Consider the following 14,649-nt stretch of genomic DNA (forward strand, 5'->3'; position numbering starts at 1 on the left):
CTGCCGTGTTAAACCGTTATCCTTTGTGGAAGTACATCATGCTGGTCGTCGTTATTATCGTCGGCCTGATGTATGCGCTCCCCAACCTGTATGGTGAGGATCCGGCCGTTCAAATCACTGGCGCGCGCGGTGTCGCCGCCAGTGAGCAAACGCTGATCCAGGTCCAGAAAACGTTACAAGAAGAAAAAATTACCGCTAAGTCTGTGGCACTGGAAGAGGGCGCAATCCTTGCGCGCTTCGACACCACCGATGTCCAGCTGCGCGCACGTGAAGTGCTGGTGGACGTGTTAGGTGATAAATACGTCGTGGCGCTGAACTTAGCTCCGGCGACTCCTCGCTGGTTAGCGGCTATCCATGCCGAGCCGATGAAGCTGGGTCTTGACCTGCGCGGCGGCGTACACTTCCTGATGGAAGTGGATATGGACACCGCGCTGGGAAAACTGCAGGAACAAAATATCGACAGCCTGCGCAGCGAGCTGCGTGAAAAAGGCATCCCTTACTCCACCGTGCGTAAGGAAGACAATTATGGTCTGAGCATCGCTTTTCGCGATAGCGCCGCACGCGATCAGGCCATCTCCTGGCTGAGCCCGCGTCACCGCGATCTGGTTATCTCCACGCAGGGCGCTACCGGCCTGAAAGCGGTGATGACCGATGAGCGTCTGAAAGAAGCCCGCGAATACGCCGTGCAGCAGAACATCAACATTCTGCGTAACCGTGTTAACCAACTGGGTGTTGCCGAGCCGCTGGTACAGCGTCAGGGCGCCGACCGTATCGTGGTTGAACTGCCGGGTATTCAGGATACCGCTCGGGCGAAAGAAATTCTTGGCGCCACGGCGACGCTGGAGTTCCGTCTGGTTAACAGCAACGTTGACAGTGCCGCCGCCGCTTCCGGCCGTGTCCCTGGCGACTCTGAAGTGAAAGATACCCGTGAAGGCCGGCCGGTTGTGCTGTACAAGCGCGTGATTCTGACCGGTGACCATATCACCGACTCCACTTCCAGCATGGACGAGTTCAACCAGCCGCAGGTTAACATCTCGCTGGACAGCGCAGGTGGTAACATCATGTCTAACTTCACCAAGGACAACATCGGTAAACCGATGGCGACCCTGTTCGTGGAGTATAAAGACAGCGGTAAGAAAGATGCTAACGGTCGTGCCATTCTGGTGAAAGAGGAAGAGGTGATTAACATCGCCAACATCCAGTCTCGCCTGGGTAACAGCTTCCGTATTACCGGTATCAGCAACCCAAATGAAGCGCGTCAGCTCTCTCTGCTGCTGCGTGCGGGTGCGCTGATTGCGCCGATTCAGATCGTTGAAGAACGTACCATCGGCCCGACTCTGGGTATGCAGAACATCAAACAGGGTCTGGAAGCGTGTCTGGCCGGTCTGGTGGTCTCTATCCTGTTCATGATTTTCTTCTATAAGAAATTCGGTCTGATCGCGACCTCTGCGCTGGTGGCTAACCTGGTCCTGATCGTCGGTATCATGTCCCTGCTTCCTGGGGCCACGCTGAGTATGCCGGGGATTGCGGGTATTGTGTTAACCCTGGCGGTAGCGGTCGATGCTAACGTACTGATCAACGAACGTATTAAAGAAGAGTTGAGCAACGGACGTTCCGTTCAGCAGGCGATTGATGAAGGTTACCGGGGCGCATTCAGCTCGATCTTCGATGCGAACATTACGACGTTGATCAAAGTTATCATCCTGTACGCGGTCGGTACCGGTGCAATTAAAGGGTTTGCGATTACCACCGGTATCGGTGTGGCAACCTCGATGTTTACCGCTATCGTCGGCACCCGTGCCATCGTGAACCTGCTGTACGGCGGCAAGCGCGTTAAAAAGCTGTCTATCTGAGGAGTGCGTTGTGGCACAGGAATATACTGTTGAACAATTGAACCACGGCCGTAAAGTCTATGACTTTATGCGCTGGGACTACTGGGCTTTCGGCATTTCAGGTTTTCTGCTGATTGCTGCCATTGTCGTGATGGGCGTGCGCGGATTTAACTGGGGTCTGGATTTCACCGGCGGTACGGTAATCGAAATTACCCTCGAAAAACCGGCCGAACTGGATCAGATGCGCCAGGCGCTGCAGAAGGCGGGTTTTGAAGAGCCGCAGGTGCAGAACTTCGGCAGCAGCCGCGACATCATGGTACGTATGCCGCCGGTACATGATGCCAACATCAGTCAGGAGCTGGGCAGCAAGGTCGTTAGCGTGATTAACGAATCGACCAGCCAGTCGGCGACGGTTAAGCGAATTGAGTTCGTGGGGCCGAGCGTCGGGGCTGACCTGGCGCAAAGCGGCGCGTTGGCGCTGCTGGCGGCGTTAATCTGTATCCTGGTGTACGTTGGTTTCCGTTTCGAGTGGCGTCTTGCCGCCGGGGTAGTTATCGCCCTGGCGCACGACGTGGTCATTACGATGGGCATCCTCTCGCTGTTCCATATCGAGATTGACCTGACCATCGTTGCCTCGCTGATGTCGGTTATCGGCTACTCGCTGAACGACAGCATCGTGGTATCTGACCGTATCCGTGAAAACTTCCGTAAGATCCGCCGCGGTACGCCGTATGAGATCTTCAACGTGTCGTTGACCCAGACGCTGCATCGTACCTTGATCACCTCCGGAACCACATTGGTGGTGATCCTGATGCTGTATCTCTTTGGTGGCCCGGTACTGGAAGGCTTCTCGCTGACCATGCTGATCGGTGTCTCCATCGGTACGGCCTCATCTATCTACGTTGCGTCCGCACTGGCGCTGAAGCTGGGCATGAAGCGTGAGCATATGCTGCAGCAGAAGGTCGAAAAAGAAGGGGCGGATCAGCCGTCAATTCTGCCGTAAATCCGGCGCGTTCAGATAAAGCAATCCCGGTCGCAAGGCCGGGATTTTTTTATTACAGCCCGGCCAAATTTCGCTACTCTCCACTCTTAGCGCTTAATGAGATGGAGATTCCCCATGCCCGCCATAGTCCTTTCTGCCGTCGCCCAGCCCACCGTCTGGCACGATGTGCCTTCCGTGACGCTCAGTGATGAAACCCTACGCCAGCGTAAAGCCAGGGTGCTTGCGCAAATGCACCAGCATGGCTACGACACGCTGATCGTGTATGCCGATAAAGAGCACGGCGGAAACTTCGAATATCTCACCGGCTTTATCCCTCGTTTTGAAGAAGCCTTGCTGGTATTGCATCGCGAAGGGGAGGCGGTGCTGGTGCTGGGTAATGAAAACCTCAAGCTGGCGGCCTTTGCCCGGCTGGAAAACCGGGTGGTCCATGCGCCGTGGTTCTCGTTGCCGAATCAGCCAATGAGCAATGAAAAGAGTCTGCCTCAGCTGCTGCAGGATGCCGGTATACGCAGCGGGAGAACGCTGGGCCTGGTAGGCTGGAAGCTGTTTACCGGCAGCGCTGACGACCGCTCACAGATGTTCGATCTGCCTGCTTTCATCGTTGACGCGATTCGGCAGGCTGCGGGGCGGCAGGCGGCTGTGGCCAATGCCACGGCAATATTTATCGCGCCAGATGGCGGTGTGAGAACGGTAAATTCTGCTAATGAGCTGGCGCACTATGAATATGGCGCCAATCTGGCGTCGACGGCGATCCTCACGGCTTTGAATGCCATCGCGCCGGGAAAAACGGAAAAACAGATCGGCGCGCTGCTGGCAGCAGAAGGCCAGCCCAACAGTGTGGTAATGATTGCCGCTACCGGCGATCGCTTCGCCGATGCCCGTCTCTATCCTGGCGATAAGGCTATCCGTCGCGGCGATAAGTTTTCGCTCACCACCGGGTTTAAAGGCGGCTTAAGCAGCCGGGCAGCCTACGTGGTCGGCGATGAAACGGAGCTGGCGCCGGAGGTGGCGGACTACCTCGATGTGGTGGCGAAGCCCTATTTCCGGGCGGTGGTCAGCTGGCTGGAGAATCTGCGTATCGGTATGCGCGGCGGTGAGATGTATGCGCTGATCGAGCGGGTGTTACCGCAAGCAGAGTATCACTGGCATTTGAACCCCGGCCATCTGGTCGCCGACGAAGAGTGGCTGTGTTCTCCCATAGGGCCGGACTCCCAGGCCTGTATCCGTAGCGGCATGATGCTGCAAATCGATATCATCCCCTCACGGGCGGGCTATGCCGGGGCCAGTATTGAAGATACCGTAGCGGTTGCGGATGAGGCGCTACGTGAGGAGCTGGCGGAGAACTGGCCGGCGCTCTGGCAGCGCATCGTCACCCGGCGGGCCTATATCCGCCAGCAGCTGGGGATTGTCCTGCCGGAGGAGGTCCTGCCGCTCTCGAATACCGTTGGCTATTTACGTCCCTGGCTGCTTGATAACGCACGGGCATTGGTTTGCACAACGCCCTCCGCGTAAAACACTCCTGACAGTATGCTGTCAGGAGCCTTGTCATACACTCCTCCTGAACCCAAACAATGGACAGGAGGATGTATGCATAATGTAATTAACTGGTTTGAAATTCCGGTCGTCGATATGGATCGTGCCATCGCGTTTTATGAGCCGGTCATGCAGGTGGCGCTTCGCCGGGAGAGCATGGATGTTGCCGAACTCGCTGTTTTCCCACACCAGGATCCGGCCACCGGCGGGGCGCTGGCAAAATTTGATGGCATCACACCGTCGCTGGATGGCGCTATCATCTATTTGCATACCCACGATCTTGCCGCCACGCTTGACCGGGTAGCCTCTGCTGGCGGGCGATGCGTTTTTGGCCCGCTGGCGCTGCCGCATGATATCGGGACTATCGCCCTGTTTACCGACAGTGAAGGGAACCGCGTCGGCCTGCACCAGCCGGCTTAATCTTCAGAGCTTATGTGAAAAGAAAATGACCCGACGCGCCGACCGTTTATTTCAAATCGTGCAGATTCTGCGAGGCAGGCGGCTGACAACGGCCGCCCTGCTGGCGGAGCGGCTCGGCGTATCGGAGCGGACCATCTACCGTGATATTCGCGATTTATCGCTTTCGGGCGTTCCGGTTGAGGGCGAGGCGGGCAGCGGATACCGGCTGATGTCGGGGTTTGATCTGCCGCCGCTGATGCTGACAAATCGTGAGTCGGAGGCGCTGATGGTGGCTATCCGTTTGCTGAAAACCTGGGGCGGCGATTCGCTGTCGCGGGAGCTGGAGTCGGCGCAGGAAAAAGTGCTGGCGATTCTGCCGGAGGAGAGCCGTCGCAAGGCGGAGCAGACGCGGATTTTTGCCCCGGATTTCGGCAATCAGCACTATTCCCGACGCGATTTCGATGTCATGCATCAGGCCATATCCACGCAGCGGGTGCTGGCGCTGCACTACCGTGACGAAGCGGGGAAGTTGACGCAGCGGGAAGTGATGCCGCTGGGGCTGTTTTTCTGGGGGGAGCGCTGGATGCTGGTTGCCTGGTGCGAGCTGCGCGATGATTACCGCTGCTTCCGCCTTGACCGCTGTCTGGATATCATCCCGACGGAGCGGCGCTTTCATGAGTGTGCCGATCGCTCATTGAGCGATTTTTTACGCAAGGTGAAATGTTAAGCGAAATGTCTCCCGTCTGGCTGGCGCTAAACCGGCTTTCGGGAGAAGAAACGGACCCGACGGCATAGCCGCCGGGTCGGGGATCAGGCTGGATTAGAAGTTGTAGCCGACAACAAAGTAACCGCCCCAGCCGGTAGAGCGTACGTTGAAGTCGCCATCGCCGAAGTTCAGCTTCGCATCATCGGCCCACTGACCGCCGTTATGCCAGTAACGAGCCACAACGGAGTAGTGCCAGTGCGCGTAGTTCAGCGCCAGGATGTGGCTGGAGGCGATGGAGTTGCTGGTGCGCGCGTGCTTGCCGTTCATGTCATAGAAGTTGTCATCGCCCAGATCGGAACCCCAGTCAAAGTTGGTGAAGCCGATGTAGCTCAGCGAGCCGCCCCAAAGGTCGGTCAGCGGGACAAAGTATTTCACTTTGAAACGGTAGCCATCCCATTCGTTTTCGTTGGATGCGCCATAGTTCTGCCACTGATATTTCGCATACACGTTCAGAGACAGGCTCATCGGCAGACCGGTATCGATATCGGTACCCAGACCCATATACCAGGTGCTCTGCTCCTGAGAATCGTTACGACCCATATCGTAGATATAGTTGTTGGCGAAATACCACTCTTTGAACGGGCCGAAGCTGAGATCGGTGTTGGTCAGCTTATCGATAGAGAAACGCGGTTCGATTTCCATAAATAGCGGGGAACCGTTGTTCCAGATACCTTTTGCCGTGCTGTTGCCGCCAAAGAATACCGGTGCATCGATATAGCCATAGAAATCAAACCAGTCTTTTTTAGCAAACGCTTCGTATTCCAGATAGGTATCGTTACGGATTTGCGGTCCAAAACGGGTGTGGTAGCTCCCCACCACGTTTACACTCTGGTGCCACCAATCAGACAGGTACTGCGGTTTATCGTTTTCTGCCGCGCCAGCAGTGAACGATGTGGACAGCGCCAGTACGGCGCCTGCTGCCAGTAATGTTTTTTTCATAATGATGCCACTGTTTAAATTAAGCCAAAAGGCGTTAAGAACGTTGCCGAAGCGTTGCTAAATATTTCGTATTTCTGTGGGGGTCTATTATAGAAATCATTGCTCACAAAAATACGTGTTGTTTCACATAACGTAAACATACGTAATCGATTGCGTTCACGATTCTATGCATTTCCTGACAGAATGCCACTGAAATTCATCCAAACAGTCAATTTTTACTGAACTGTTTAGAAAAATTGTAAATGGATTTTTGGCTGGGGGGGCGGGTGTCGGCGACACCCGGTGAAGACGATTATTGCGCGGTTGCGGGCTGGATATCGTGAATGCGCAGGAAGCCGAGCTGCTCCGGCGTGATGCCGTTCAGACGTAGCGGAATATCAACGTCACTCGGCGCCAGGATGCTGGCGGGGGCGCTAATCAGCCGATCGTGTACGTTAATTTCCTGATAATTCTGCGTGGTGCCGGTGATTTGCCCCCAGGCAACGGTGGCGCTAAACGCCGGCAGCGGGTCGTTTGACTCCCCCTGGATACGCAGTGTCAGGCGGGTACCGTCGGCGTCGGCGGCGATGTCACGCAGCGACATACGCAATGTGCCGATTTGGCTTTCGAGGCGCGCCGGGGTATTGGCGCCGGGCAAAAGATAAACGCCGCTGCTGGATTTCGCATTCAGCGCGTTTTGCTGAGTAATTTTCACCGTCTGCTGATTAAGCTGAGTCATCTCTTTGCTCAACGTGCTTACGCTTTCATGCATTTGACGGACTTCACTTTGCTGCGCGCAGGCGCTGAGTGTGAACAGAGTGGTCAGCATTGCCAGCTTCAAATAACGTCTTGTCATGGTCATGGATTCCGTTTTCAGGGGATACTTCATGGTAGAACGTCTCCGTCCACGAGCCATAGATCCTTTGTCTCAAAAGCTCTTTCTTTGTTGTCGGGGCACTTCGCGGTAAACTACCTGTCAGTTTAACTTCCTGTCAGGACGCGCTATGCATTGCCCTTTCTGTTTCGCCGTAGATACCAAAGTGATCGACTCTCGTCTGGTGGGTGAGGGCTCTTCTGTGCGTCGTCGTCGGCAGTGCCTGGTTTGTAACGAACGTTTCACCACGTTCGAGGTGGCAGAGCTGGTGATGCCGCGTGTGGTCAAGAGCAACGATGTGCGGGAACCCTTCAATGAAGATAAGCTGCGCAGCGGAATGCTGAAAGCGCTGGAAAAACGGCCGGTCAGCGCTGATGATGTGGAAATGGCGCTCAATCATATCAAAACCCATTTACGCGGCACCGGCGAGCGCGAAGTCCCGAGCAAAATGATCGGCAACCTGGTGATGGAGCAGCTGAAAAAGCTCGATAAAGTTGCCTATATCCGCTTTGCTTCCGTCTATCGCAGTTTTGAAGATATCAAAGAGTTCGGCGAAGAGATCGCCCGCTTACAGGACTAAGCCATGCATGACGAAATGTACATGGCGCGAGCGCTTAAGCTGGCGCAGCGCGGGCGCTTTACGACCCATCCCAATCCGAATGTCGGCTGTGTGATCGTCAAGGACGGTGAGATTGTCGGCGAAGGTTTTCACTATCGCGCCGGCGAGCCGCATGCGGAAGTGCATGCGCTGCGCATGGCTGGCGAAAAAGCCCGGGGCGCTACTGCCTATGTGACGCTGGAACCCTGCAGTCATCACGGCCGAACGCCGCCGTGCTGCGACGCGCTGATTGCCGCGGGCGTTTCCCGCGTCGTGGCCGCCATGCAGGACCCCAACCCGCAGGTGGCGGGGCGCGGCCTGTATCGCCTGCAGCAGGAAGGGATTGACGTCAGCCACGGCCTGATGATGGGCGAAGCCGAAGCGCTGAACAAAGGCTTTCTTAAGCGGATGCGCACCGGTTTCCCTTACATACAGCTAAAAATGGGCGCTTCTCTGGATGGTCGCACCGCGATGGCCAGCGGCGAAAGCCAGTGGATTACCTCGCCGCAGGCGCGACGCGACGTGCAGCGTCTGCGTGCGCAAAGCCATGCGATCCTGACCAGCAGCGCGACCGTCCTGGCAGACGATCCGGCATTAACCGTACGCTGGGAAGAGCTCGATGCCGATATTCGCGCCCGCTACCCGCAGGAAAACCTGCGCCAGCCGCTGCGTATTGTGATCGATAGCCATAATCGCGTTACCCCTGAGCACCGCATCGTGCAGCAGGCGGGAGAGACGCTGTTTGCCCGCACTCAGGCCGATGACCGCAGCTGGCCGGAAAGCGTGCGAACGCTGATGGTGCCGGAACATAACGGCCATCTCGATCTGGTGTTACTGATGATGCAGCTTGGCAAACAGCAGGTTAACAGCATTTGGGTGGAAGCGGGGCCGACGCTCGCCGGCGCATTGTTGCAGGCCGGGCTGGTGGACGAGCTTATCGTCTATATTGCGCCTAAACTGTTAGGCAGCGACGCACGCGGGCTGTGCGTGCTACCGGGGCTTGAGAAACTGGCCGCAGCCCCCCATTTCAAATTCAACGAGATACGCCAGGTAGGCCCCGATCTTTGCCTGCATTTAGTGGGCGCATGATCTTCCCTTTCGCAAGGGAAAACAGCATCGCTACGCGAAATCATTCAAGATGCGTCGAGGCGGCCAATCCGGGAATCCCCGCCGGCTTACAGCCGTAAGTGACCGGGGGCGACGGGCTCCGCCAACGCGGAGGCAGTTTGAAGGATGAAGTGTATAAATTATTATGATAGAATCCGCCCCCCTTGCGGGGCTATATGAACCCGAAGGAAGAGTATGAACATTATTGAAGCTAACGTTGCTACCCCGGACGCTCGCGTCGCCATCACCATTGCGCGTTTCAACAACTTTATCAATGACAGCCTGCTGGAAGGTGCTATTGACGCACTCAAGCGCATCGGTCAGGTAAAAGATGAAAATATTACCGTTGTTTGGGTTCCAGGCGCGTATGAGCTGCCGCTGGCGGCTGGCGTGCTGGCTAAAACCGGTAAATATGACGCAGTGATTGCTCTGGGTACGGTGATTCGTGGTGGTACCGCGCACTTTGAATATGTGGCTGGCGGAGCAAGCAATGGCCTCGCACATGTCGCGCAGGACAGCGAAATCCCGGTAGCCTTTGGTGTTCTGACGACAGAAAGCATTGAACAAGCCATCGAACGCGCTGGTACCAAAGCCGGTAACAAAGGCGCAGAAGCTGCGCTGACCGCGCTGGAAATGATTAACGTATTGAAAGCCATCAAGGCCTGAATTTTTTTGTAAGGGGAATTCCGTGAAACCTGCTGCTCGTCGCCGCGCCCGTGAGTGTGCCGTCCAGGCGCTTTACTCCTGGCAGTTGTCCCAGAACGACATCGCTGATGTTGAATACCAGTTCCTGGCGGAACAGGATGTCAAAGATGTCGACGTTCTGTATTTCCGCGAACTGCTGTCCGGAGTGGCGACTAACAGCGCATACCTCGACGGCCTGATGAAGCCGTACCTGTCCCGCCTGCTTGAAGAGCTGGGTCAGGTGGAGAAAGCGGTACTGCGTATCGCCTTGTTCGAGCTGTCTAAACGTGACGATGTTCCGTACAAAGTTGCGATTAACGAAGCTATCGAACTGGCGAAAACCTTCGGCGCCGAAGATAGCCATAAGTTTGTTAACGGCGTGCTGGACAAAGCAGCCCCGGCAATTCGTCCCAACAAAAAGTAAACTCCAGGCCGGGTCTCGCGGGATGTCATCCACGCAAGGTCCGGCCTTATTCTTTTCTTTTGCTGAGGCATAACGTATGGCATGCGGCGAATTTTCCCTGATTGCCCGTTATTTTGATCGCGTAAAAAGCATGCGTCTCGATGTGGAAACCGGCATCGGCGACGACTGCGCTCTCCTGAACATTCCCGAGAAAAAAACGCTGGCAATCAGCACCGACACCCTGGTGGCGGGCAACCATTTTTTACCTGATATCGATCCTGCCGATCTGGCTTACAAGGCGCTGGCGGTCAATCTGAGCGATCTCGCGGCGATGGGCGCCGAACCGGCGTGGTTGACGCTGGCGTTAACGCTACCGGAAGCGGATGAAGCGTGGCTGGCAGCGTTCAGCGATAGCCTGTTCATGCAGCTCAACTATTACGATATGCAGCTGATCGGCGGTGATACTACCCGCGGTCCGCTGTCGATGACCCTGGGTATTCACGGTTTTGTCCCGCCAGGACGCGCTCTGAAGCGTTCCGGTGCGAAGCCTGGCGACTGGATATACGTCACCGGCACCCCCGGCGACAGCGCCGCAGGATTGGCCATTTTGCAGGATCGTCTGGTGGTGGAGTCAGCGGCTGACGCCGACTACCTGCTGGCGCGCCATTTGCGCCCGATGCCGCGCGTGTTACAAGGACAGGCGCTGCGCGATCTGGCCAGCTCGGCCATCGATCTGTCCGACGGTCTTATCTCCGATCTGGGGCACATTCTGAAGGCCAGCGGCTGCGGCGCGCGGATCGATCTTGACGCGATGCCGTTATCCGATGCGCTGCTGCGCCATGCGGAGAGGGAGCAGGCGTTGCGCTGGGCGCTCTCTGGCGGTGAAGACTACGAACTGTGCTTTACCGTGCCTGAACTTAACCGCGGCGCGCTTGATGTGGCTATCGGCCAGCTTGGGGCGCGCTTTACCTGCATTGGACAGATTAGCGCCGAGGCGGACGGTTTGCAGCTGATGCAATCCGGTAAACCGGTCCAGCTGGATTTACAGGGGTACGATCACTTTGGTGCGTAGTAAAGATATCGCAAAAAGCCGCCTCAATATGCTGAATCCCTGGCATTTGCTGGCGACCGGTTTTGGCAGCGGGTTAAGTCCCGTGGTGCCTGGCACAATGGGTTCGCTGGCGGCGATTCCGTTCTGGTATCTGATGACCTTTCTCCCCTGGCAGCTTTATTCGCTGGTGGTGATGATGGGCATCTGTATCGGGGTCTATATCTGCCATCGCACGGCGAAAGATATGGGCACGCACGACCACGGGAGCATCGTCTGGGACGAGTTTGTCGGGATGTGGATCACCTTGATGGCGCTGCCGACGCTTGACTGGCAATGGGTCGCCGCCGGGTTTGTTATCTTCCGTATTTTTGATATGTGGAAACCGTGGCCGATTCGCTGGTTTGACCGCAATATCCACGGCGGGATGGGGATCATGGTCGATGATATTGTCGCCGGGGTAATCTCCGCCGGCGTGCTGTATCTGATAGGCCACCACTGGCCGATTGGTCTTTTCTGAGCTCACTCCCCGGGGTGAGTTTGCCCGGGCCTGTGGCCCGGGCGGCTCGCTTATTTAAAACCCACAATCGGATGCGGCTTGTACGGCGCCTCCAGCTTTTCTACCTGTTCGGGCGTCAGCGTTAAATCCACCGCCCCCAGCAGCTCGTCGAGCTGCTCCTGTCTGGAGGCTCCGACGATTGGCGCGGCGACGCCGGGCTTGCTCAGCAGCCAGGCCAGCGCCACCTGGGCGCGGTTGGCTCCGAGTTCTTCCGCCACTTCAGCAAGATTCTGTGCAATCTGCGCATCGTTTTCATCGCTGGCGCTGTAGAGCGATTGACCAAACTCATCAGAGACCAGCCGGGCCGTGGTTTCGCCCCACGGACGGGTTAGGCGACCCCGCGCCAGCGGGCTCCAGGGGATGACCGATACGCCAGCACGATGGCACAGCGGCAGCATCTCGTTCTCTTCTTCACGATAGATCAGGTTGTAATGATCCTGCATAGTGACAAAGCGCGCCCAGCCGTTGCTCTCCTGAAGCTGTAGCGCCTGCGCAAACTGGCGGGCGTGCATCGATGAGGCGCCAATATAACGTGCTTTCCCGGCCTTAACGACCTCATTCAGCGCTTCCAGGGTCTCTTCAATCGGCGTGCTGTAATCCCAGCGATGGATCTGCAGCAGATCGACATATTCCATACCTAAACGGCGCAGGCTGTCGTCGATAGAGCGCAGGATTTGCGCACGCGAGAGGCCCTCCGGCAGATCCCCGACCTGGTGATATACCTTCGTGGCCACCACCACTTCGTCGCGGCGGGCGAAATCGCGTAGCGCGCGACCGACAATCTCTTCGCTGCTGCCGTCTGAGTAGCTGTTTGCGGTATCAAAAAAGTTGATGCCGCCTTCCAGCGCACGTTGAATGAGCGGTCGGCTGCTCTCTTCAGGCAGGGTCCAGGCGTGCTTGCCCCGATCCGGCTCGCCAAAGGTCATACAGCCGAGACAAAGCCGGGAGACCCGCAGGTGGGTTGCTTCAGGTGTGATGTAGTGCATGAACGGCTCCTGCTATCAACAAAAAGGGTATCCTTTAAGCATAGCAGGCGCCGTTAGCGGAGAGGATTCAGACCAGCCAGGCGGTGATTTTGGCTTCGATACCGGCGGCATCAAGGCCGAGGTCGGCGCGCACTTCTTCCTGGGTTCCCTGGGGAATAAAGAAGTCCGGCAGGCCGATATTCAGCACCGGAACCACACGGCGATGGGCCATCAGCAGCTCATTCACGCCGCTACCCGCGCCGCCCATAATGGCATTCTCTTCCACGGTTACCAGCACATCGTGGTCGGCGGCAAGCTGCAAAATAAGCGCATCATCAAGGGGTTTGACAAAACGCATATCGACCAGCGTGGCGTTGAGCTTGTCTGCCACCTGCGCCGCTTCCGGCAGCAGAGTGCCGAAGTTGAGTATCGCCACCTTTTCGCCCGTGCGTTTCACCACGCCTTTGCCGATCGGCAGTGAAGCCAGCGGCTCCAGCGTGGCGCCGGTGCCGGTGCCGCGCGGGTAGCGAACCGCGCTCGGCCCTTCATTGTAGTGATAGCCGGTGTAGAGCATCTGACGGCACTCGTTTTCGTCGCTCGGCGTCATGATCACCATATCCGGGATACAGCGCAGGAAGGAGAGATCGAATGCACCCTGGTGCGTTTGTCCGTCGGCGCCGACGATTCCCGCGCGGTCGATGGCAAACAGAACCGGCAGCTTCTGGATAGCGACATCGTGGATCAGCTGATCGTAGGCGCGCTGCAGGAAGGTAGAGTAGATAGCCACCACCGGCTTGTAGTCGCCGATCGCCAGGCCGGCGGCAAACGTCACCGCGTGCTGTTCCGCAATCGCCACATCGAAATACTGGTCAGGGTATTTTCTGGAAAACTCGACCATGCCCGAGCCTTCGCGCATAGCCGGCGTAACGGCCATCAGCTTGCTGTCTTTCGCCGCGGTTTCGCACAGCCAGTCGCCAAAAATTTTCGAGTAGGAGGGCAGGCCGCCGCTGCTTTTCGGCAGGACTCCGCTGGTATGGTCAAATTTCGGCACCGCGTGGAAGGTAATCGGGTCTTTTTCCGCCGGCTCATAGCCGCGACCTTTTTTGGTCATAATATGCAGGAACTGCGGCCCTTTCAGGTCGCGCATATTTTTCAGCGTATTGACCAGACCGAGTACATCGTGACCGTCCACCGGGCCGATGTAGTTAAAGCCCAGCTCTTCAAACAGAGTTCCGGGAACGACCATTCCTTTGAGATGTTCTTCGGTACGTTTGAGCAGCTCTTTAATCGGCGGCACGCCGGAGAAGACCTTTTTACCGCCTTCGCGCAGCGTAGAGTACAGTTTTCCGGAGAGCAGCTGCGCCAGATGATTATTCAGCGCGCCGACATTTTCGGAGATCGACATTTCGTTGTCGTTCAGCACCACCAGCAGATCGGGTTTGATATCGCCCGCGTGGTTCATCGCCTCAAACGCCATACCTGCGGTAATGGCACCGTCGCCAATGACGCAGACCGCACGCCGCTGTTTGTCTTCTTTCGCCGCGGCAATCGCCACTCCGATACCCGCAGAAATGGAGGTTGATGAGTGGCCGACGCTCAGGACGTCATATTCGCTTTCGCCGCGCCACGGGAACGGATGCAGCCCGCCTTTCTGACGAATGGTGCCGATTTTATCGCGGCGCCCGGTCAGAATTTTATGCGGGTAGGCCTGGTGGCCCACGTCCCAAATTAAACGGTCAAAAGGCGTGTTATAGACGTAGTGAAGCGCCACGGTCAGTTCGACCGTGCCGAGGCCGGAGGCAAAATGCCCGCTGGAACGGCTGACGCTGTCCAGCAGGTAGCGCCGGAGTTCGTCGCACAGTTTCGGCAGGCTGTCTTTCGGCAACAAACGCAACTCCTGGGTGGAATCCACCAGTGCCAGGGTCGGGTATTTGGCAATATCAAAACTCATCAGAGACTC

Annotated in this window: 15 protein-coding genes; 11 read left to right on the forward strand and 4 right to left on the reverse strand. The window is 56.9% G+C overall.

Going from position 1 to position 14,649, the window contains the following annotated elements:
- The first annotated feature begins 5 nt into the window (after positions 1-5).
- The 5 genes from secD to MC50_RS14090 all read left to right on the forward strand — a co-directional run bounded on the left by secD (position 6) and on the right by MC50_RS14090 (position 5,494).
- On the forward strand, positions 6-1,853 hold the full coding sequence (secD, locus tag MC50_RS14070; protein WP_015585040.1) for a protein translocase subunit SecD: 1,848 nt from the start codon (positions 6-8) through the stop codon (positions 1,851-1,853).
- A 10-nt stretch (positions 1,854-1,863) separates the two neighbouring features.
- A complete protein-coding gene (gene secF / locus MC50_RS14075; protein ID WP_032689268.1) occupies positions 1,864-2,835 on the forward strand; it encodes a protein translocase subunit SecF in 972 nt (323 codons plus the stop codon).
- Positions 2,836-2,949: 114 nt separating this feature from the next.
- Positions 2,950-4,347 carry a M24 family metallopeptidase gene (locus MC50_RS14080; protein ID WP_047664186.1) on the forward strand — a complete coding sequence of 466 codons (1,398 nt, stop codon included), beginning with the start codon at positions 2,950-2,952 and terminating at the stop codon, positions 4,345-4,347.
- Between the two features lie 75 nt (positions 4,348-4,422).
- Positions 4,423-4,788 (forward strand): VOC family protein, encoded by a 366-nt coding sequence (locus MC50_RS14085; RefSeq protein WP_032689266.1) that lies wholly within the window; start codon positions 4,423-4,425, stop codon positions 4,786-4,788.
- A gap of 25 nt (positions 4,789-4,813) precedes the next feature.
- Positions 4,814-5,494, forward strand: coding sequence for a helix-turn-helix transcriptional regulator (locus tag MC50_RS14090; protein ID WP_047664189.1), 681 nt, complete (start codon positions 4,814-4,816; stop codon positions 5,492-5,494).
- Positions 5,495-5,587: 93 nt separating this feature from the next.
- Here the strand turns inward: MC50_RS14090 and MC50_RS14095 are convergent, their stop codons facing one another.
- Together MC50_RS14095 and MC50_RS14100 are read right to left on the reverse strand one after the other, a co-directional pair.
- A complete protein-coding gene (locus tag MC50_RS14095; RefSeq protein ID WP_032689264.1) occupies positions 5,588-6,472 on the reverse strand; it encodes a nucleoside-specific channel-forming protein Tsx in 885 nt (294 codons plus the stop codon).
- 292 nt (positions 6,473-6,764) lie between these two features.
- Positions 6,765-7,307: a SadB/YajI family lipoprotein gene (locus MC50_RS14100; protein WP_047665467.1), complete on the reverse strand. Its 543-nt coding sequence runs from the start codon at positions 7,305-7,307 to the stop codon at positions 6,765-6,767.
- 148 nt (positions 7,308-7,455) lie between these two features.
- On the opposite strand from MC50_RS14100, the gene nrdR reads away from it, so the two are divergent.
- From nrdR to pgpA, 6 genes are all read left to right on the forward strand, one after another.
- The gene (nrdR, locus tag MC50_RS14105) at positions 7,456-7,905 is read left to right on the forward strand and encodes a transcriptional regulator NrdR (protein ID WP_004858609.1); all 450 of its coding nucleotides are present in this window, start codon (positions 7,456-7,458) and stop codon (positions 7,903-7,905) included.
- Between the two features lie 3 nt (positions 7,906-7,908).
- A complete protein-coding gene (gene ribD / locus MC50_RS14110) occupies positions 7,909-9,012 on the forward strand; it encodes a bifunctional diaminohydroxyphosphoribosylaminopyrimidine deaminase/5-amino-6-(5-phosphoribosylamino)uracil reductase RibD (RefSeq protein WP_032689263.1) in 1,104 nt (367 codons plus the stop codon).
- A gap of 213 nt (positions 9,013-9,225) precedes the next feature.
- Entirely contained in the window at positions 9,226-9,696 is a 471-nt protein-coding gene (gene ribH / locus MC50_RS14115; protein WP_004858618.1) for a 6,7-dimethyl-8-ribityllumazine synthase, read from the forward strand.
- Positions 9,697-9,718: 22 nt separating this feature from the next.
- Positions 9,719-10,138, forward strand: coding sequence for a transcription antitermination factor NusB (gene nusB, locus MC50_RS14120; RefSeq protein ID WP_004858621.1), 420 nt, complete (start codon positions 9,719-9,721; stop codon positions 10,136-10,138).
- 76 nt (positions 10,139-10,214) lie between these two features.
- On the forward strand, positions 10,215-11,189 hold the full coding sequence (gene thiL / locus MC50_RS14125; RefSeq protein WP_032689262.1) for a thiamine-phosphate kinase: 975 nt from the start codon (positions 10,215-10,217) through the stop codon (positions 11,187-11,189).
- 28 nt (positions 11,190-11,217) lie between these two features.
- Positions 11,218-11,685: a phosphatidylglycerophosphatase A gene (pgpA, locus tag MC50_RS14130; protein WP_050496812.1), complete on the forward strand. Its 468-nt coding sequence runs from the start codon at positions 11,218-11,220 to the stop codon at positions 11,683-11,685.
- Between the two features lie 50 nt (positions 11,686-11,735).
- Here pgpA and MC50_RS14135 read toward each other — a convergent pair whose 3' ends face one another.
- Both MC50_RS14135 and dxs read right to left on the reverse strand, forming a co-directional pair.
- Complete coding sequence (locus MC50_RS14135; protein ID WP_046853029.1) at positions 11,736-12,710, reverse strand: aldo/keto reductase; 975 nt, start codon at positions 12,708-12,710, stop codon at positions 11,736-11,738.
- Between the two features lie 67 nt (positions 12,711-12,777).
- Entirely contained in the window at positions 12,778-14,640 is a 1,863-nt protein-coding gene (gene dxs / locus MC50_RS14140; RefSeq protein WP_032689259.1) for a 1-deoxy-D-xylulose-5-phosphate synthase, read from the reverse strand.
- Between the last annotated feature and the right edge of the window lie 9 nt (positions 14,641-14,649).

Source organism: Klebsiella planticola (assembly GCF_000783935.2).
Classification (GTDB): domain Bacteria; phylum Pseudomonadota; class Gammaproteobacteria; order Enterobacterales; family Enterobacteriaceae; genus Klebsiella; species Klebsiella planticola.